The organism is Planktothrix prolifica NIVA-CYA 540 (assembly GCF_963864145.1).
GTDB lineage: Bacteria > Cyanobacteriota > Cyanobacteriia > Cyanobacteriales > Microcoleaceae > Planktothrix > Planktothrix agardhii.
In genome coordinates this window covers 1,994,499-2,013,630 of sequence record NZ_CAWLTW010000001.1, presented here as the reverse complement: position 1 = coordinate 2,013,630, position 19,132 = coordinate 1,994,499, and the positions used below count along the sequence as shown (strand labels likewise).

The following is a 19,132-nucleotide window of genomic DNA, read 5'->3' as shown; positions in this document are numbered from 1 at the left end:
TTGCGCTGAAGCGCAACAACGGTTGTTAGATTGCGCTGAAGCGCAACAACGGTTGTTAGATTGCGCTGAAGCGCAACAACGGTTGTTAGATTGCGCTGAAGCGCAACAACGGTTGTCAGATTGCGCTGAAGGCGCAACAACGGTTGTTAGATTGCGCTGAAGCGCAACAACGGTTGTTAGATTGCGCTGAAGCGCAACAACGGTTGTTAGATTGCGCTGAAGCGCAACAACGGCAACAACGGCAACAACGGTTGTTAGATGTTTTTTAACAGAATTTCGGGACAAGTCCGTTTCATTAAGCCTGTAAGGACGTTTCCAGGGCCAATTTCTACAACTTGTGTCACCCCTAATATTGATAATTGTAAACAAATTTCTCGCCATCGCACAGAACCCGTCATTTGTTGGGTGAGACGTTGTTTTAACAGAGTAGCATCAGTTGTGGGTGTGGGATCAACATTGGAGAGAACTGGAATTTTGGCATTATTAAAGGCAATTCCGTCTAAAACCTGTTGAAATTGTGTGGCGCTTCGGTGCATTAAGGGGGAATGAAAAGCGCCGGAAACGTTTAATTTTACTGCCCGTTTGACTTTAATATTTGCTAAGACATGATCAACCGCTTCTGGGGTTCCAGAAATTACCACCTGGGCGGCACTATTATCATTAGCCAGAACAATATTTGGGGTTTGTTGAATTTGTTGATCCAGTTGTTCTCGATCAAAACCAATTAACGCCGCCATTTGTCCCCCGACCGAACTATTCATTAATTCAGCCCGACATTGAACTAATTTCAAACCCGTTTCAAAATCAAACACCCCCGCAACATATAACGCCACATATTCCCCTAAGCTATGACCTGCAACATAATCGGGGGATTGTCCTTGTTTTTTTAACTGATCAACTAATAGGCTTTCAACCACATATAAACTAGGTTGAGTATATAAAGTTTGAGATATTTTATCTTCAGGATGTTGACAAATTTCAGGAACAGACCAACCTAGAATTTTTTCAGCTAATTTTAATCGTTCTTGATGTTCAGACTGTTGAAATAAATCAGCACCCATGCCAATTTTTTGCGAACCCTGACCCGGAAAAATCCATGCTGTTGTTGTCATTTTTATTAGTTAATTGTTAATGGTTAATTGTTAATTGTTAATAGTCAATTGTTAATTAGCGGGGACGCTCCCCCTACCTCCCCCATTCAAACAAAGCCGCCCCCCAGGTTAATCCCGCGCCAAAACCAGATGTCATAATTCGATCGCCCGGTTTAATTTTTCCCTCTCGCACCGCTTCATCGAGGGCTAAGGGAATGGAAGCCGCAGAAGTATTACCATATTTTGCTAAATTACTAATCACTTTTTCTGGGGGAATATTTAATCGTTCTGCGACCGCATTTAAAATACGTTGATTGGCTTGATGCAGAATTAACCAATCAATTTGATCGACGGTTAAATTGGCTCTAAATAATGCTTTTTCGATAACTTCTGGAACCTTTTTAACCGCAAATTTATAGATTTCTTGACCATTCATTGTAATCGGATGATAGGTTCCTTGACCAATCGTAATTCCAGGTAATATTTCCTGTGTTTCGGGTTGATAGGATAAATTTAAAGACTGATTTTGTCTGCCATCACTTCTAATTTCAAATCCTAATAAGCGATCGCGTTCATCCGCTTGTAAAACCACCGCCCCAGCCCCATCTCCGAATAAAATACAGGTTCTGCGATCTGACCAATCAACCCAACGGGAGAGAATATCCGCCCCAATTAAAAGAACATTTTGATAGACTCCAGTGCGAATAAATTGGGAGGCGGTGACTAACCCAAATACAAACCCCGAACAGGCTGCGGTCATATCAAAAGCCACCGCTTTAGTTGCACCTAATTGATATTGAATAAAACTAGCACTGCCAAATAGATCATCGGCCGTGGATGTAGCTAAGATAATCAAATCAATATCCGCCGGGTCAATTGCTGCCATGGCGATCGCATTTTGAGCCGCCGCTATTGCTAATTGACTCAACGACGTATCAGGATCAGCTAAACGTCGCTGAGTAATTCCGGTGCGAGAAGTAATCCATTCATCGGAGGTTTCGACCCGTTCAGAGAGTCCATGATTATCCAGTAAAACCGAGGGTGTAGCCGATCCGCAACCCGTAATTGAAATGCCTGTTGTTATCATTGTTTCTGTTCCGGTGTTCCCTGTTCCCTATTCCCTATTCCGGTGTTCCCTGAAATAGCGATTAACCACTAATAACCTTTTCATCCGGTTGAGGGTGTTTTTGATATTGGGATTGAATCCTTTCTAGGACTTGGTTATCGATCGCTTCTTTGGCCAAACGAACCGCATTCGCAATCGTTGCCGCTTTAGAAGATCCATGACTAATAATGCAAACCCCCGCCACCCCAAGGAGTAAGGCGCCCCCATGTTCAACATGATCCACCCGTTGTTTAAACCGCATTAAACTAGGTTTGAGCAGAGTAGTCCCTAATTTAGCCTGTAATCCAGAGGTTAATTCCTCCTTGAGCATTTGTAAAACCGCTTCTCCCACTCCTTCAGCAAATTTCAAAAGCACATTCCCCACGAAACCATCGCAGACAATCACATCAAATTTCCCCGTCAGGACATCCCGCCCTTCGGCGTTTCCATTAAAGGCAATTTCAGGATGATTTTCTAGGAGTTGATAGGTACGAATGGCCAGATCATTGCCCTTACAGGATTCTTCACCAATATTGAGTAACCCCACTTTGGGTTCAGAAGTTCCCAGAACATAACGACTGTAAATCGAGCCCATTACAGCAAACTGTTCTAAAAATTTGGGCCGACAATCGACATTCGCCCCCACATCTAACACCAAAACCGGGGAATCAGGCTTCATGGTGGGTAAAACGGCCCCGATCGCTGGGCGATCAATCCCCGGTAGGCGTCCTAAACGCAACAGAGCCGAGGCCATGGCTGCACCGGAATGACCCGCCGAGACGACAGCATCGGCTTTTTTTTGCCTAACTAGATTCATAGCCACGTTAATCGAAGCTTTGGGTTTGCGTTTTAACGCACTCAAGGCTTCTTCGTGCATTTCGATCGTGCCTTCAGCCGGAATAATTTGAGACAGAGGGAGCTTGCTATGGTGGTATTTGAGGGCTGCTTCAATTTGATCGGGGTCGCCAACCAACAAGACTTCTACATCCCATTTTTCCTGTGCCATTAGCGCTCCAGCAACGATGTCGGCAGGAGCATGATCTCCGCCCATAGCGTCAATTGCAATTCGTGCGCGAGTTGAACTCATTGACCAACTTTTGAGAAACCTTCAGGATTTTACCAAAAAAACGGCTCTAAAGCCCTGTCTTTTCCTCGCGGATGCGGGAGATGGCTTTTTAATTGGGGTGATAGAGTCAATCTTGATCTGGTGCTGGCACGATCAACGGCATAATAAATGAATCAGGACTTACGCTATTACGCTATATGTAGCGCATAGAAAAATTGATATTTTATGATGTAATTTTCCCCTACTTTCAACAATAGCCATGAACAATATAGAAAAAATTTACACTTTATATTTTACAATTGATGATCTAACAAATATAATTTGCAGTATTATTAATAATCGAGATAATTCAAAAAAAGTTAATAGTGATGAACTGTTTAATAAATTCTGGACTAAAGCCAAAAATCAATATTCTGATTTACACTATGATCTTGTTTGTGAAATTGGGGCAGCTAACTTTAAGGCAGAACAGGAGTTTGGGAGAATTGCATCGGCCATAAACAATTCTTTAGGAAAATTAGAAAGTGATAGCAATGTACAATTGATTTATTACCTATGGTTTACTTTGAATTTGGTATTGGTTGAATATGCTTTTACCTCTCCCGCAGCTAATAGCCATAACCTGTATTCTGAGATGGAAAATAGGTTAAAATTGGGTTCTGAAAAATATTTGTCATTGTCCCAATCTAGTCTTGAAGATTGGCAGAATCTTGATTTGAGCATTAAGTCAAAATTGGGCGAGTTTTAAAGGGGTGTTAGGAAACAAGTTGTGGTAGGGGCAATTCATGAATTGCCCCTACCACGAGGATTAAATTTCAAAAAATATGACAATTTGCATATAATTGCTATATAATTAAGGGCATGGAAAAATTGTTGGATGATGGTAAAACCATGAATAAAACCCCCAGAATTTTCATTCCTCCAGAAGTCAGAAAATATGTATTTGGACGGGACAATTATCAGTGTAAGAGTTGTGGTAAAATGGAAAATGAAGCCCAACTAACGGTTGATCATATTATTCCCTTAGCCAAGGGAGGATCTAACGATATTAGTAATTTACAAACCTTATGTTTTCAATGTAATCAGAAAAAGAAAGCCGATCTTGATCCCCGTTTCAAGCGAAACTTCACAAATTGAAAATTCATGCCATAATCCCAAAAATGATAAAATAGTAGATGCAGACTACCCAATTCTTGATTTGAACTGGTAAAGATGATAAATCCGCTTAGAAAAAAACTGCACTACTTAGTGGATCAGATCTCCGAAGAAGACTTAGGAAAAGCATGGAAATCCTTACAAATCCTAATTTATGATACCTATATGCTCAAAGCCATTCAAGAAGCTAAGGAAAATCTCAGACCCGGGGATTCCTTAACCTATGATGAAGCCTTACAAATGCTAAATTTTGAGTATAATCGATCTACAACTACCCATCCAGAACATCCTACCTATCGTCCCATGCCAAAAGTGAATGAGTAAATAAATAACCCTGTCGTGACTCTCGATGTTCGCTATGGTCGTTTTTTTGTCCATGACCTGATGAACTTAGAAGCATCAGCTTATTCTAGGGTCTATCATTTTGTGTTTGTCGAATTTAAAGAGGTTAACAACATCAAAGATTTACCGGAACTTAAATCTTTAGGTTCCAGTGCTATTTTTTATAGATTTACTTTAGAAAATCATTTAATCGGAATTGAAGTGACAGGTCAAATTGTTAAATTTGTCCGTATTTTGCCCAAACCCCATCTATGAGAGTAGGGGGATTCTTGATTCAAGGGTATGCACCCATTTCTTTGATAAGATGGGTAGCACCTGATCTGTTCATCTGGGAGTAGAGAATCGCATGAGTCGGGGAGATGGTCGAAAGCTGAAACTCATGGTCGTCGATGACGAACCAGACAACTTAGATTTGTTGTTTCGGACATTTCGCCGGGACTTCCAAGTGTTCAAGGCCGACAGCGCCCTCAAAGCTCTGCAAATTCTCGACGACGAGGGTGAAATGGCTGTGATTATTTCTGATCAACGAATGCCAGAAATGAACGGAACCGAATTTCTCGGTAAAACCGTTGAACGTTTCCCAGACACCATTCGGATTCTGTTAACCGGATATACGGATGTCGAAGACCTTGTGGAAGCGATTAACTCTGGCCAAGTTTTCAAATATATCACCAAACCTTGGAATCCCGAAGAACTCAAGTCTGTAATTCAACAATCTTCGGAAACATACAAATTCTTCAAACAACGGACAAACACCCTGCGCCGGGCCCTGCGTCGGGAATCTCTATATAACGATGTCGTCAGCGCCCTACGAGAGTCCCTAGACTACTCCAGTATGCTCCAGACGATTGTTCGTACCCTGGGAGAAACCTTTAATGCCACGGGCTGCTGTATTCGCTCTGCCGAAGCGGGGAAACTTTCTGCTCAAACTTTTTCTTATGGGGGAGAAACAGAGAATGTTCAAACTTGGTTATCTCAACTCGAAACCCCCATGCAAGGGGTCTTAGAAAGTCGAGATACTCAAATTCAAATCGAGGAAAACCCCAACCCAGTCAGTCAAATCATTTTACCCCTGACCTATCAACATGATTTACTGGCAGTATTAGCCATTTATCAAGAAAACAGTCCCTCGCCTTGGTCAGAGGATGATATTCAACTGTTAGAAGTAGTTTCCGAACAAGCCTCCTTAGCACTGTCCCAAGCCAAACTCTATCAACGCACGCTAGAATTAGCCGAACAGATGCAAAATGAACTCAAGGTCGCCAGCCAAATTCAAAATAATCTCCTGCGTCAAAGTTGGCCAGAGTTTGAGACCCTGCGAGTACAAGCCTGTTGTCATCCGGCTAGGGAAGTCGGGGGAGATTTCTTTGAAGTCTTTACCCATCCCCAAGGAGATATTTGGGTAGGTTTGGGAGATGTATCGGGTAAAGGAGTTCCGGCGGCCTTATTTATGGCCAGTGCGATTTCCGTCATGCGTCGGGAACTTTCCGTGGAAACTTCCCCAGAACCCGATCAAGTCATGCAAAATCTGAATAGCATTTTGTCGGATGATTTAGTCAGTAATAATCACTTTATTACGATGGTTGTGGCTCGTTACACCCCGTCTACGGGACATTTAGCCTATGCCAATGCCGGACATATTTATCCATTGGTTTGGTCAAGGCTGAATAGTAACCTGGGGGAAAATCACCCAAATCCATCTGTTCCCGTCGAACCTTTGTTTCTCAAGACCCGTGGGATTCCTTTAGGAATTCTTCCCGTCTGGAGAGGCAAAGGAGACAGTCTCACCCTGAATCCAGGTGATATATTTTTAGTCACCAGTGATGGGATTACTGAAGCTACAGTGGTGCAAGAAACAAGCGATGGCAGTCCCGCCATTCGTTCAATGTTGCAACAGGAGGGACTTTGGAAGTTACTCCAACAGCAGGAAAAACTAAATTTAGATGGCTTATTAGCCGCTATCCGAGAACATAATCCCGTTCAGGAAGATGATCAGACTATACTCTCTCTGGAGGTTTTGTTGACCGATGAAAACTGAGCTTCAAGTGCCAAGCGATATTAGATTTTTAACCATAGTTGAAAACTGGTTATTGAGCAGTTTGGAAGTCGAACTAGGAGATCATGTGGATTGGCCCCGGCAGTCAAATCGGTTTCGCCTTGTCCTTGCAGAAGCTTACTCCAACGTCATCCGTCATGCTCACCGCGATCAACCCCATCTTCCTGTGATGGTTCGTTTAGAATTACAAGAACGAGATATTTCCTTAGAAATTTGGGATCACGGTACTGGTTATGAAGTCGATAATTATAATCCACCCAAACCAGAAGATAAACAAGAAAATGGTTATGGTTGGTTAATTATGAATCGATTAATGGATCGGGTGGATTATTCTTTACGAATTGAAGGTGGCAATTGTTTAAAATTACAGGCAAGTTTACCCGATAAAACCCCCAAAGCATAGGCGATTATCGAAGATTTGGGTTTAAAACCCCGTCGTTCTACGACGGCTTTGTGTTAGAATGTTAGTGGTCTAAACAACCCGCCCAACTTTGCAGTCGATATACCATCTACGGAGATGTGAAACCGAGCCTGAAGGAGATCTGGGAAAGCGGAAGTAAGGCAATGGTGTAAAAATAAGTCCAACCTTGAACGCAAATCAAAACATAACAAGCATTTGTTTGTGTTTAGTCGCGGGAGGGCATTCCGAGACTTAAAACGGACGTGGAGACAGTGTAAGACTACTGCTAAGGTAGCAACAGTCCGCGAAGCGTCAACCCCATTTAGCGACCATCCTAAAAAGATGGCGTGGTGATGAATCCCAGTCCGTTTACGGCGGAGTGGATGTCAATCAATACAAACAGGAGACAGAAGGAATGTTAAATTTTCTCCTTCTGTATCCCAATTAGTTTTTTTAAAAATAGCACTACGCGCTAGGGAACAGGGAACACCGGATCTGGGAACAGGGTTTAGAAGTGTCCTAACTGTAATGAGTAGCGCTATAAATATTAATCACCCCATCAAAACCCCCTTTCCTTTCTTTGTGTCTTCCTGTCTTTGTGGTTCCTGCTTGTCTTTATGAATTCACTAATTAACACCAATCTAGTTAAACAAAAAGCCCTAGATTTGGGATTTCATCAAGTTGGGATTGCGGCAATTACTGAAACCGAACAAAACCGTCAACACCTACAATCTTGGTTAGATCAAGGATATGCGGCGGATATGGCTTGGATGAATAGCCCCAAACGCCAAAATATTCGTGAATTAATGCCAGAAGTTGCATCGGTTATTTGTGTAGCACTTAACTATTATACCCCCGATCAAGTACCCGATAATCCCGAATTGGGTAAAATTTCTCGTTATGCCCGGGGACGAGATTATCATAAGGTTTTACATAAAAAATTAAAGACTTTTTCCGAATGGTTACAACAACAAGCAACAGGAATTCAAGCTAGATATTATGCCGATACTGGGCCAATTCAAGATAAAGTTTGGGCGGAAAAAGCCGGAATTGGATGGATTTCTAAAAATAGTAATCTGATTACCACAAAATACGGATCTTGGGTATTTTTAGGGGAAATTTTAACTAATTTAATTCTAACTCCCGATCCTCCCCATACTCAACATTGTGGGACTTGTACCCGATGTTTAGAAGCCTGTCCCACGGGGGCAATTACTCAACCATTTGTGGTAGATGCTAACCGTTGTATTGCCTATCATACCATCGAAAATCGGGCAGAAACCTTACCAGAAAATATTAGCAAAAATTTAAACGGTTGGGTCGCCGGATGTGATATTTGTCAAGAAGTTTGTCCTTGGAATCAACGTTTTGCCCAGGAAACTGATGTTCCAGAATTTCAGCCCTATCCTGAAAATATTGCCCCTAAATTAACCGAATTAGCCGAACTTTCTGAAACCGAATGGGATCAACGATTTCGCGCTTCTGCTTTACGACGAATTAAACCGCAAATGTGGCGTCGGAATGCGCGAGCAAATTTGGATTATTAATACAAAAAAAATCGGAGGAAATTGGGGACTCGAATTGAGTCCCCAATTTTGTTTGTAGGGGGATTTAGGGGGATCGACCAAACGTCTGTAATCACCAGTTTTCGACTTATTTACTATTAATTCGACGCAAAGTTAATACATCGCTGATATTTTTGATTTGGGTACAAGTGCGTTCAAACTGTTCGCGATCGCAAATTTCAATTCCCAATTCAATTAACGCCGGAGCATCGGGAAAAGTCTTAACTTGGGCACTACAAACATTAATATTATTATCTTTCAAACGGGATAAAATATCATTCAAAACCCCCACTCGATCCAATACTTCAATACAAATATTTACCCCATAAGTTTGAGGACGTCCGCCCTGTTGATAGTTAGGATTCCAACTCAAAGGAACGAATCTTTCTCCCTCCACGGTTAAGGTATTAGAACACCCTTGTTGATGAATGGAAATCCCTTTTGTGCGGGTGACAACCCCAATAATTGGTTCCCCTGGAATCGGATTACAACATCCTGCAATATGATAAAGTAATCCTTCAACTCCCGTAATCGGAGAATTACTGGGGGAAGAAGACGGAAGTTGAGAATAGGAAGGTAGGTGAGGAACCTGTAAGGAAGTGGTAGTCAGTTCTTGAGAAACCGTTTGAATTTGATTCTGGGATTTCAACACATCCCGCAAACGATTCACCACTAAATTTAAAGTGATTTCACCATAACCTAATGCGGCTAATAAATCATCAACATTATGATAGTTAAAGCGCTTAGACACCGATACCATACGTTCAGATTTGAGCAGGGATTCAAAGCCATTTTTTCCCATTTCTTTCTCTAATAATTCCCGTCCCCGGTCGATATTTTCATCTCGGTGCGATCGCTTATACCACTGACGAATCCGGTTTTTAGCAGTATTGGTTTTAACAAAATTCAACCAATCTAAACTAGGGCGAATATTTTTCTGGGTTAATATTTCCACAATATCGCCATTTTTCAGGGGAGTATCTAAAGTCACAATTCGCTCATTAACTTTTGCTCCTTTACAATGATTCCCAACTTCACTATGAATCCGATAGGCAAAATCCACCGGAGTCGCCCCGTGAGTTAAAGCAATTACATCTCCCTCTGGGGTAAAGACATAAACATCATCAAACTCTAAATTACTTTTAACACTTTCCAGATATTCTGTAGCATCTTTTAAATCACTTTGCCACTCTAATAATTGCCGTAACCAAGTGAATTTATCATCCATTCCGGTGACTTCACCCATATTAGAATTGCCCTTTTCTTTATACTTCCAATGGGCGGCAATCCCATATTCAGCAATATGGTGCATTTCTACGGTACGAATTTGGACTTCAACGGATCTTCCCGTATTGCCAATTACCCCCGTATGTAAGGACTGATAGCGATTAGGTTTAGGCAATCCAATATAATCTTTAAAACGACCCGGAATTGGACGGAAAGCATCATGAACAATTGCCAAAGTCCGATAACATTCTTCATTAGTTTCAACAATCACCCGTAAAGCGGCAATATCATAAATTTCATGGAACTGTTTCTGTCTTTGGTTCATTTTTTTATAAATGCCATACAGATGTTTAGGTCGTCCACTAACTTCATAACATTTAATTCCCGCTTTCTCTAGTCTTTCTCGTAAAACTTGAGCAAGTTGGGCTAATTTTTCTTCTCGAAATGCTCGGCGATCAAAAACTAATTCCTTAATATTTTTGTACGCTTCCGGTTCTAAATATTTGAAGGATAGATCTTCTAATTCCCATTTTAACCGACCGATGCCTAAACGGTTAGCTAGGGGGGCAAAAATTTCGCGGGTTTCTAAGGCAATGCTACGCTGTTTATGTTCGGGTAAAAAGTCCAAAGTTCGCATATTATGGAGTCGGTCAGCGAGTTTAACTACAATCACCCGAATATCTTTCGCCATGGCTAAAAACATCCGGCGGAAGTTCTCCGCTTGACGTTCTGTGGTATTAGAAAAATTAAATTTAGATAGTTTGGTGACGCCTTCGACTAAATGACGAACTTCCGCCCCAAAATGCTGTTCTAGTTCTTCCGGGGTGACTTCGGTATCTTCAATAATGTCATGGAGAAAACCGGCCGCCACCATCGCCGAATCCCCTCCTAAATAGCGCAATAAACCCGCTACGGCAATGGGATGATTAATATAGGGTTCTCCTGATTTGCGATACTGTCCCCGATGCAATTGATAGGCAAATTGAAACGCCCGCACAATTAAATCGCCGTTTTTTGAAACAGATGTATCAGATTTGACTAGATCTCCAGATATCTCCATACACTGTTGCAACCAATCGGGGATGCTACAATCATAGGAAAAGTCTTTTTTGGCAAGGGTTTTAATATTCATGATAGTTACACCTAAAGGGTAATAATACTGATAAAACGATCAGATAACTAAAAGTTATGTGCTTTTTTATACTTGTGTAAAGGATAAAATCCCCAACGAGTGAAAGGGTTAAGTTTCACGGAATTGAATTGCACTTTATAGAAGAATAACACCTCTTAAGGTAAGCTTAATCTGCCTCTTAATCCATTTTTACAGCAGAGGCTTAACCGCGAATCTCCCTGAATATCAGGATTTGGTCTATGGGGTAGCGGATCGGATTTAGCTAAAAACGGGCAAAAACCCGATCACAATACTTATTTATTATTTAATAATTGTAGACAAGTTTCTTAATAATATGTTGTCAAAATCTGCCTGTGAAGCGATCGCCCAGTTCCAAAATAGCTTAAAACAGTTTGATCGTAAGCTAATTTTAGTTCCGGTTGATCCCATCGGTTTAAAACAAAGTTTTCAGCAGCTAAAAGCCACCTTTGAAACCGAAATTATGGGGATCAGCGATGGTGATTTTGATCCCCCTGTTGAGTCTCCAATTCAATCCTATTTAACCGAAACCCATAAACAGATGCGACTGCTAGAAATGGATTTCAAATTTCTGCAAGCCGCCCGTCAAAGTGCCACCTTTAACAATCGTCTGATCCCAATTCAAAACCGCCTTAATACTTTATTAAGTTATTCTGAGAATATTTTGAAGTTAGGGGAAATCAAAGGTCTGTAATAGCATGAACACTCAATATCACAATTTTTTCATTCGAGATTGGCAACCGCAGGATCGTCAGGAAGCGGTGGATTTAATTGATTCTGTTTTAACTGAATATGGCTTAGGTTGTGAACCTGATGGCGCGGATGTGGACGTTTATAAAGTGGAGAAATATTATCAACAGACTGGGGGAGAATTTTGGGTTATAGAACAGAATCAAAGATTAATCGGAACGGCTGGATTTTACCCGATTAAACGGGGAAATCTGGCGGTAGAAATTAGAAAAATGTATTTATTATCCGAAGCTAGAGGAAAGGGATTAGGAAAGTTTCTGTTATTACAATTAGAACAAACCATTAAACAAAAAGGGTTTAAGGAAATTTGGATCGAAACCGCATCGGTTTTAAACGAAGCGGTACAACTCTATGAACATTCTGGTTATGAACCTACAACGGGAGTCGAAACCAAACGTTGTGATTTGGTTTATAGAAAGATGGTTATATAAAAGATTGAGTCCTGAAGGACTCACTACGGGTTAGGATTAAATAGTTGGAAAATTTGCCGACAAAAGAGTTTTAATTTTTTCGCCGATTCGGGTTCGGGTTCAGTTTTGCCGACAAAATTCCAATTTTCAATGGTGGAGAGTTTCCACTGTTGTCCTTGATGGTCATATCCGGCGGCTTCAACACCAATGACCCGACGGGTTTGATCAATCGGATCGTGATAAAATCGAATTTCAATTAAAATGCAGCGACTTTGCAATAACCGACTCCGACCCGGGAAGTGGAAACCAATATCAATAGAATCAGGATCAACCAGTTCTCGCGTCTCTGGGTCATTTGTCCAGGGTTTGAGATCGACCCGGGCGTCGGGAAATTGAGTTTTAAATAAAGTCACAACCGATGCAATTTTGCTGGCAACCACCACGTTATTCGCCTGTTCAGCAGCATTCACGAACCTACTCTCCTTAAAAACAACTGTCTGAGTACCTGGAATTAACTTAGATTAACTATAGGTTATGGGTAATGGGGATCACGGATTTAAGAAGATTTCACGGATTTCACGGATTTTAATCTGTGTTAATCTGCGTAATCCGCTTAAATCCGTGATCGGGAATGGGGAATGGTTAAGATCAAGAGTTCAGTTTGAGTATCAGTTTATCGAAAATTTGGGTTTAAAATCCCATGGAATTTGATATAATTAGTAAAATAGATTATTCTAAAAGTCTCTATAAAATTTAATATTAATTTAATTTTTACTATGACGACTTCAGAAATTTGTTCTCATTTTCCGAATAGGGGATACCAAGTGTTACAGTCCCCAACCTGGGATGCACGATGGCAGATGAATCAATTTTTGGGAGTGATTCATGATCTGATCGTGATTATTGATTGTGAACAGCAACAAATTCATGTTTTACCCACGAAAGCGTCTCCTAATTTATCTTCGGAATCGAACCCATTTTCTTGGGTTTTACAAGAGTTAAAAAATTGCCAGGAATCCTCTGAGTTTCCCCATCTAATTCAACAGGTGATCGAGACTCAAATAGCCCAAAATATTATTTATAAATGTGATCAGGATCGGTCAGATTATCAGATTTTAGTTGAGATTTATCCCCTATCAACAACAGAAGTTATAGCCGTAATTAAAGATCTAAGTCAATGTTCAACGGTGAAAGCAGTTCTGCAAAAAGTATCTGAAAAAACCCATTCCCCAACTCCAACTCCCACCCCCGTACTTCAAACAACTCAAGAATCCTTAAAAAGACAAATTGAAGAACGACAACGGATTGAAACTCAACTTCAAGCTCGCAAAACCGAACTAGAAACATTAATGGATAATGCGGGGGATTCTATTGTTCGCCTGGATAAAAAATTACGCTATGTTTTTGTTAACCGTCGCACCGCTGTACTGATTCAAATTGCTCAAGAAAAATTTATTGGAAAAACGAATTGGGAATTAGGAATTTCCGATCCGGTCGCTCAAGAATGGGATCAAAATTGTCAACAGGTATTAGATACAGGACAGCCTCAACAATTTGAGTTTGACTTAGAAACTTCCGAAGGACTGCGATCCTTTCAGACTTTAATTGTGCCGGAAATTCAACAGGGGGGAGAGGTTAAAACCCTCTTAGCAACTACACGGGATATTACCCAACAAAAACGCACCTTTGCGGAAACTCAGAAACAAAATCAATTTTTAAACCTATTAACCGAAATTACTTCAAAAATTAGGCAATCTTTAGAAATTAATTTAATTTTAAAAACCACTGTTGAGGAAGTACAGAAAGTTTTAAATGTTGATCGAGTGATCATGTTAAAATTAGATTCCCAGAGAGGAGGAACCGTAGTTCAAGAAGCGGTTATACCCCAATGGTTATCCCTATTATCCCATAGAATTTATACCACGGAATTAATCCCCTACCTGTCCGATGCTGCCGTACCGGATCGAGTGCTTATTTTTAGCGATTTGAGTCAAGAAAATTTAGATGCTTGCTATTTAGAATTAATGGAATTTTTCCAAGTTAAGGCGAGTTTAATTGTTCCGATTTGGTTAGAAAAAAAAGAAATTGATTCGATGATCACCCCACCCAAAAATCCAGAATCAACGAATGATTCCTCCGACCCTAAACCGAAATTATGGGGATTTATGATGGCCTATCAATGTGCAGAACCTCGCCAATGGGCAACCCTAGAAACTAACTTTTTAAAACAACTGGCTGATCAAGTCGGAATTGCCTTAAAACAGGCTCAATTAATTGCCGAATTAAAACAGGCTCATCAATGTTTATCCTGTCATTTTGATAATTCTCCCTTGGTGGTGATTGAATGGGATCAGCAACTCAAAATTAAACGCTGGTCATCCCAAGCTGAAAGGATTTTTGGTTGGACATCGGCGGAAGTTTTAGGTCAACAATGGTCTACCTTTCAAGAAGTTTTTGCCACAAATATCTTGCAAGTGAATCAAGAAATGATTCAACTGATTGATGGCACCAATAATCACCAAATTATTGAAGCTCAAAATCGCACTAAAGACGGCAGAGTGATTGATTGTGAGTGGTATAATTCCGTGGTTCGAGATGAAGGCGGGAATTTAGTTTCCCTCTTGTCCTTGGCGCAAAATGTTAGCGATCGCAAACAATCCGAACAAAAATTACTCAAAAGCGAAGAACGATTCCGAACCATTTTTGAACAAGCCGCCGTCGGATTTGCGGTTGTTGATTTATCGGGAGAACTTCTGCGAGTCAATCAACGCTATTGTGAGATTATAGGCTATTCCGAAAAAGACTTAATCGGTCAAACTATTCATAATTTTATTCATTATCCCAATTCCGCAGGAATGGAGTGGTTAGAACAAATTCAAGATCAAGATTTATCCGAAACATTTTCCATCGAAAAACAGTATATTCGCCCCAATGGTCAACGTAATTGGGTGCAAATTTTTGTGTCTACCCTAGATCAATTATGGCAAGGAAAAAAATATATCTTATTAGCCTTAGAAGATATTCAAGAACGTAAACAAACCGAAGAAGCTCTGCGAAAAAGTGAAGAACGCTGGCAACTGGCTTTAAGAGGAAATAACGACGGAATTTGGGATTGGAATATTCAAACGGAGGAGGTATTTTTCTCGCCCAGATGGAAAGAAATGTTGGGCTATCACGAACAGGAAGTCTGTGACCATTTAACCCAATGGAATCAACGAGTCCATCCCGATGATTTACCTTGGGTGATGAAAGTCATTCGAGAACATTTAGATCAAAAAATACCTTTTTATATTACAGAGCATCGAGTTCAATGCAAAGATGGCAGTTATAAATGGATTTTAGATCGAGGTCAAGCCCTATGGGATGATCAGGAAAATTTAGTGCGGATGGTGGGGTCTTATACTGATATTAGCGATCGCAAACGAGCCGAAGAAGAATTACATCGAGTTAATCGAGCTTTAAGAACCATTAGCGACTGTAATCAAGTCTTAGTCAGAGCTACCACAGAAACCGAATTACTCCATGATGTTTGTCAGATTTTAATTAATATTGGAGGCTACCATTTTGCTTGGGTTGGTTATACCCAATATACCTCAGACAAACAAATTATTCCGATTGCTAAAGCCGGATTTGAAGCGGGCTATTTAGATAATTTAACCGTAACTTGGGATGACAGTGAATGGGGTCAGGGGCCTTCGGGAACCGCCGTTAGAACCGGGCAAACCTGTGTTTTTCAAAACTTTGAAACCAATGGCGATTATGCCCCCTGGAAACAACAGGCCCAAGAACGGGGTTATACCTCCTCCATTGCCCTGCCTTTAATCATGGCGACCGACTCTCACAACCAACATTTACAACCAAAATTGAACGGAGAGATTTCATCAATTCCCTTTGGCGTACTGAATTTATATTCCACTCAAACTAATGCCTTTGATCCAGCCGAAGTTGAATTACTCAAAGAATTAGTGGATGATATTGTCTATGGAATTATAGCATTAAGAATTAGAGCCTCCCATGCCGAAACCGAGAAAAAATTTCGCCAACTTGCTGAAAATATTGATGATGTTTTTTGGATTACCAATGCTTTAGGTAATCAGTTTATCTATGTGAGTCCTGCATATCAACAAATTTGGAATCGAAATGTTAACGCCCTCTATCAGAATTTCCCAGCCTTTATTAATACCATTCATCCCCAGGATCAAAATCGGGTTTTACGCGCCCGGCAAAATCCCGATGGTCGGGGATTTGATTTAGAATATCGCATTCTGCGTCCCGATGGCTCCTATCGTTGGATTTGGGATCGGGGATTTCCAATTTTGAATGAAACCGGAGAATTAGAGCGTCGGGGGGGAATTGCCAAAGATATTACCCATCGCAAAGAAACCGAACAATTATTGCAAAAAAATAATGAAGAATTAGAATTACGAGTCACTCAACGCACAACCGAATTAGAAACCGCCAATGAGCGCTTACAATTTGAATTGATGCAGCGCCATCGGACGGAATTTAAACTGCGAAAAAGTGATGAACAATATCGCACCTTAGTTAAGAATTTTCCCGATGGAGCGGTGTTTTTAGTCGATCTGGATTTTCGTTATACCATTGCCGATGGTATGGGCTTAGTCCTCAAGGGATTATCTCGAAAAATATTAGAAGGAAAAACCATTTGGCAAGTTTTACCGACCGCCCTATTAGAGATTGTTGAACCCCTGTATCGTTCTGCTTTAGCTGGAGAAATAACAATTTCTGAAGTAGAATATGAGGGACGAATTTATTATCATCAAGCCTTACCCGTTCGCAACGAACAGGAAGAAATTTTTGCCGGAATGGTGGTGATGCAAGATATTACCCAACGCAAACAAGCCGAAGCCGAACGAGATAAATTGATTGCTATTATCGAAGCGACTCCCGACTTTATTTCCTCGGCAAAACCCGAGGGAGAAGTGGTTTATTATAACCAGTCGGCTCGACGAATTTTGGGATTAGATAGACAGGGAAAAATTAGCGATCAACATATTCCTCAAAATCATCCCCAATGGGCGGTTGAAGTTATTAAAAATCACGGAGTTCCGGCGGCAATTCGAGACGGATCTTGGATCGGTGAAACCGCATTGACCAGCTATGATGGGCGAGAAATTCCCCTATCTCAATTGATTATTGCCCATAAAAATCAGGAAGGACAGGTGTATCTTTTATCCACGATGGCTCGGGATATTACCGAACAAAAACGAAGTCAAGCGAATTTGCGTGAAGCCGAAAGACGGTGGCGGAGTTTATTAGAAAATGTCCGGTTATTAGTGGTCGGATTAGATCGGAATGGGAAAGTTGAATATGTCAATCCCTTTTTATTGGAAGTTATGGGCTATACCCAAACGGAAGTTTTAGGAAAAAATTGGTTAGGGGATTTTCAAACAAATCCGGCTCATGAGCTTAATTCCGTAGCCTTTGCAGAACTATTAGACTATAATTTTAAACCTTATAGTCAACAGTTAATTGTGACAAAATTGGGAGAGGAAAAAATTATTAGTTGGAATAATACCCTGTTAAAAGATTTACAAGGAAATGCGATCAGGATGATGAGTATTGGGGAGGATATTACCGAAAGATACGCTATTGAACGAATGAAAGATGAATTTATTTCCGTGGTTAGCCATGAATTGAGAACTCCCTTAACTTCCATTCATGGCGGGTTAAATCTGTTATCGACAGGATTAATTAATCCCCAGTCCGAACGGGGAGTCCACGTTATGAAAATTGCCGCCGAAAGTGCCGAACGTTTAGTTAGATTAGTCAATGATATTTTAGAATTAGAACGGTTAGAATCGGGAAAAATTTGTCTGAATAAACAAGTTGTGAATGCGGCAGATTTACTTTTGCAGGCTACGGAACAAATGCAGGTTATGGCTAATCGAAGCGGGATTAATTTGGAGGTTAGTAGCAAAAGTTTACAATTCTATGCCGATCCTGATCGAGTATTACAAGTTTTAACTAATTTATTAAGTAACGCGATCAAATTTTCCGAGTCCCGGGGGGGTAATATTAAGTTGAGTGTGGAGACGGAACTTCCAGAAAATCTCGAAGAAATACCCAAGATTTTATTTAAAATTCAAGATCAAGGTCGGGGTATTCCTTCTGATAAAATTGAAAGAATATTTGAGCGTTTTCATCAAGTCGATGCCTCAGACTCTCGGAAAAAAGGTGGCACCGGGTTGGGTTTGGCCATTTGTCGTTCGATTGTTGAACAACATGGTGGGCAGATCTGGGTACGCAGTAAAGTAGATCAGGGTAGTTGTTTTTACTTCACCCTACCGATGGCAATATTAACAGAAGTGGATCATGACAACAAAACGAATTCTGATTATTGATGACGATGATGGGGTGCGGGAGATTATCCAAATGTGCCTGGAAGTTGCCGGGGGTTGGGAAGTCATAACCGCTTGCTGTGGGAGTGATGGATTGGATTTAGCTCAGAAAGCGCAACCGGATGCTATTCTCTTAGATGTGATGATGCCCGATATGGATGGAGCCACCACCTTTAAGTATTTACAAGCTAATCCCGAAACCCAGCATATTCCCACGATTTTGTTAACTTCTAAGGCAAAAATGAGTGAAAAACAGCAATTTATTCAGTTAGGAGTAACGGGAGTGATTACTAAACCCTTTGAAGCCATGGATTTAGTGAATCAAATTCGTACCCTTCTGCAATGGACGGAGTGAACTGTAACAAATTATTGCAAAATCAGCATGGGAATTTTTTCTTCACAAAATCTTCAAATTTATTAGTTACAGTTCAACCATAGGCAATTGCTTTTTTT

17 protein-coding genes are annotated in these 19,132 nt (G+C 40.7%); 12 read left to right on the top strand and 5 right to left on the bottom strand.

The genetic code is table 11. The features are described from left to right. Positions 1-143: 143 nt before the first annotated feature. The gene (locus AC559H_RS09295; protein ID WP_269147405.1) at positions 144-269 is read left to right on the top strand and encodes a hypothetical protein; all 126 of its coding nucleotides are present in this window, start codon (positions 144-146) and stop codon (positions 267-269) included. Here the strand turns inward: AC559H_RS09295 and fabD are convergent. The 3 genes from fabD to plsX all read right to left on the bottom strand — a co-directional run bounded on the left by fabD (position 255) and on the right by plsX (position 3,283). Beyond that, positions 255-1,112 (bottom strand): ACP S-malonyltransferase, encoded by an 858-nt coding sequence (gene fabD / locus AC559H_RS09290; protein WP_026794386.1) that lies wholly within the window; start codon positions 1,110-1,112, stop codon positions 255-257. The genes AC559H_RS09295 and fabD overlap by 15 nt on opposite strands. A gap of 73 nt (positions 1,113-1,185) precedes the next feature. Next, positions 1,186-2,178 carry a beta-ketoacyl-ACP synthase III gene (locus tag AC559H_RS09285; protein WP_026794385.1) on the bottom strand — a complete coding sequence of 331 codons (993 nt, stop codon included), beginning with the start codon at positions 2,176-2,178 and terminating at the stop codon, positions 1,186-1,188. 61 nt (positions 2,179-2,239) lie between these two features. After that, complete coding sequence (gene plsX / locus AC559H_RS09280) at positions 2,240-3,283, bottom strand: phosphate acyltransferase PlsX (protein WP_026794384.1); 1,044 nt, start codon at positions 3,281-3,283, stop codon at positions 2,240-2,242. A 238-nt stretch (positions 3,284-3,521) separates the two neighbouring features. Here plsX and AC559H_RS09275 point away from each other — a divergent pair, with 238 nt between their 5' ends. From AC559H_RS09275 to queG, 7 genes are all read left to right on the top strand, one after another. After that, positions 3,522-4,010: a hypothetical protein gene (locus tag AC559H_RS09275; protein WP_026794383.1), complete on the top strand. Its 489-nt coding sequence runs from the start codon at positions 3,522-3,524 to the stop codon at positions 4,008-4,010. Between the two features lie 143 nt (positions 4,011-4,153). Next, on the top strand, positions 4,154-4,399 hold the full coding sequence (locus tag AC559H_RS09270) for an HNH endonuclease (RefSeq protein ID WP_026794382.1): 246 nt from the start codon (positions 4,154-4,156) through the stop codon (positions 4,397-4,399). A gap of 75 nt (positions 4,400-4,474) precedes the next feature. Further along, positions 4,475-4,741 (top strand): hypothetical protein, encoded by a 267-nt coding sequence (locus AC559H_RS09265; RefSeq protein WP_042152946.1) that lies wholly within the window; start codon positions 4,475-4,477, stop codon positions 4,739-4,741. A gap of 15 nt (positions 4,742-4,756) precedes the next feature. Then, on the top strand, positions 4,757-5,014 hold the full coding sequence (locus tag AC559H_RS09260; RefSeq protein WP_026789065.1) for a hypothetical protein: 258 nt from the start codon (positions 4,757-4,759) through the stop codon (positions 5,012-5,014). 91 nt (positions 5,015-5,105) lie between these two features. After that, the gene (locus AC559H_RS09255; RefSeq protein WP_026794381.1) at positions 5,106-6,797 is read left to right on the top strand and encodes a SpoIIE family protein phosphatase; all 1,692 of its coding nucleotides are present in this window, start codon (positions 5,106-5,108) and stop codon (positions 6,795-6,797) included. Beyond that, positions 6,787-7,218 carry an ATP-binding protein gene (locus AC559H_RS09250; protein ID WP_026789067.1) on the top strand — a complete coding sequence of 144 codons (432 nt, stop codon included), beginning with the start codon at positions 6,787-6,789 and terminating at the stop codon, positions 7,216-7,218. The genes AC559H_RS09255 and AC559H_RS09250 overlap by 11 nt, the downstream gene beginning before the upstream one ends. 614 nt (positions 7,219-7,832) lie before the next feature. Next, positions 7,833-8,762 carry a tRNA epoxyqueuosine(34) reductase QueG gene (queG, locus tag AC559H_RS09245; RefSeq protein ID WP_026794380.1) on the top strand — a complete coding sequence of 310 codons (930 nt, stop codon included), beginning with the start codon at positions 7,833-7,835 and terminating at the stop codon, positions 8,760-8,762. A gap of 106 nt (positions 8,763-8,868) precedes the next feature. Here the strand turns inward: queG and AC559H_RS09240 are convergent, their stop codons facing one another. Next, entirely contained in the window at positions 8,869-11,139 is a 2,271-nt protein-coding gene (locus AC559H_RS09240; protein WP_026794379.1) for a RelA/SpoT family protein, read from the bottom strand. Positions 11,140-11,473: 334 nt separating this feature from the next. On the opposite strand from AC559H_RS09240, the gene patD reads away from it, so the two are divergent. Together patD and AC559H_RS09230 are read left to right on the top strand one after the other, a co-directional pair. Beyond that, complete coding sequence (patD, locus tag AC559H_RS09235; RefSeq protein ID WP_026794378.1) at positions 11,474-11,851, top strand: heterocyst frequency control protein PatD; 378 nt, start codon at positions 11,474-11,476, stop codon at positions 11,849-11,851. A 4-nt stretch (positions 11,852-11,855) separates the two neighbouring features. Further along, a complete protein-coding gene (locus AC559H_RS09230) occupies positions 11,856-12,338 on the top strand; it encodes a GNAT family N-acetyltransferase (RefSeq protein WP_026789071.1) in 483 nt (160 codons plus the stop codon). A gap of 23 nt (positions 12,339-12,361) precedes the next feature. On the opposite strand, the gene AC559H_RS09225 is transcribed toward AC559H_RS09230, so the two are convergent. Next, entirely contained in the window at positions 12,362-12,787 is a 426-nt protein-coding gene (locus tag AC559H_RS09225; RefSeq protein WP_026794377.1) for a Tery_1686 family protein, read from the bottom strand. A gap of 306 nt (positions 12,788-13,093) precedes the next feature. On the opposite strand from AC559H_RS09225, the gene AC559H_RS09220 reads away from it, so the two are divergent. Next, the gene (locus AC559H_RS09220; RefSeq protein WP_081694778.1) at positions 13,094-18,682 is read left to right on the top strand and encodes a PAS domain S-box protein; all 5,589 of its coding nucleotides are present in this window, start codon (positions 13,094-13,096) and stop codon (positions 18,680-18,682) included. Further along, a complete protein-coding gene (locus AC559H_RS09215; RefSeq protein WP_026794376.1) occupies positions 18,654-19,034 on the top strand; it encodes a response regulator in 381 nt (126 codons plus the stop codon). The genes AC559H_RS09220 and AC559H_RS09215 overlap by 29 nt, the downstream gene beginning before the upstream one ends. Positions 19,035-19,132: the final 98 nt, after the last annotated feature.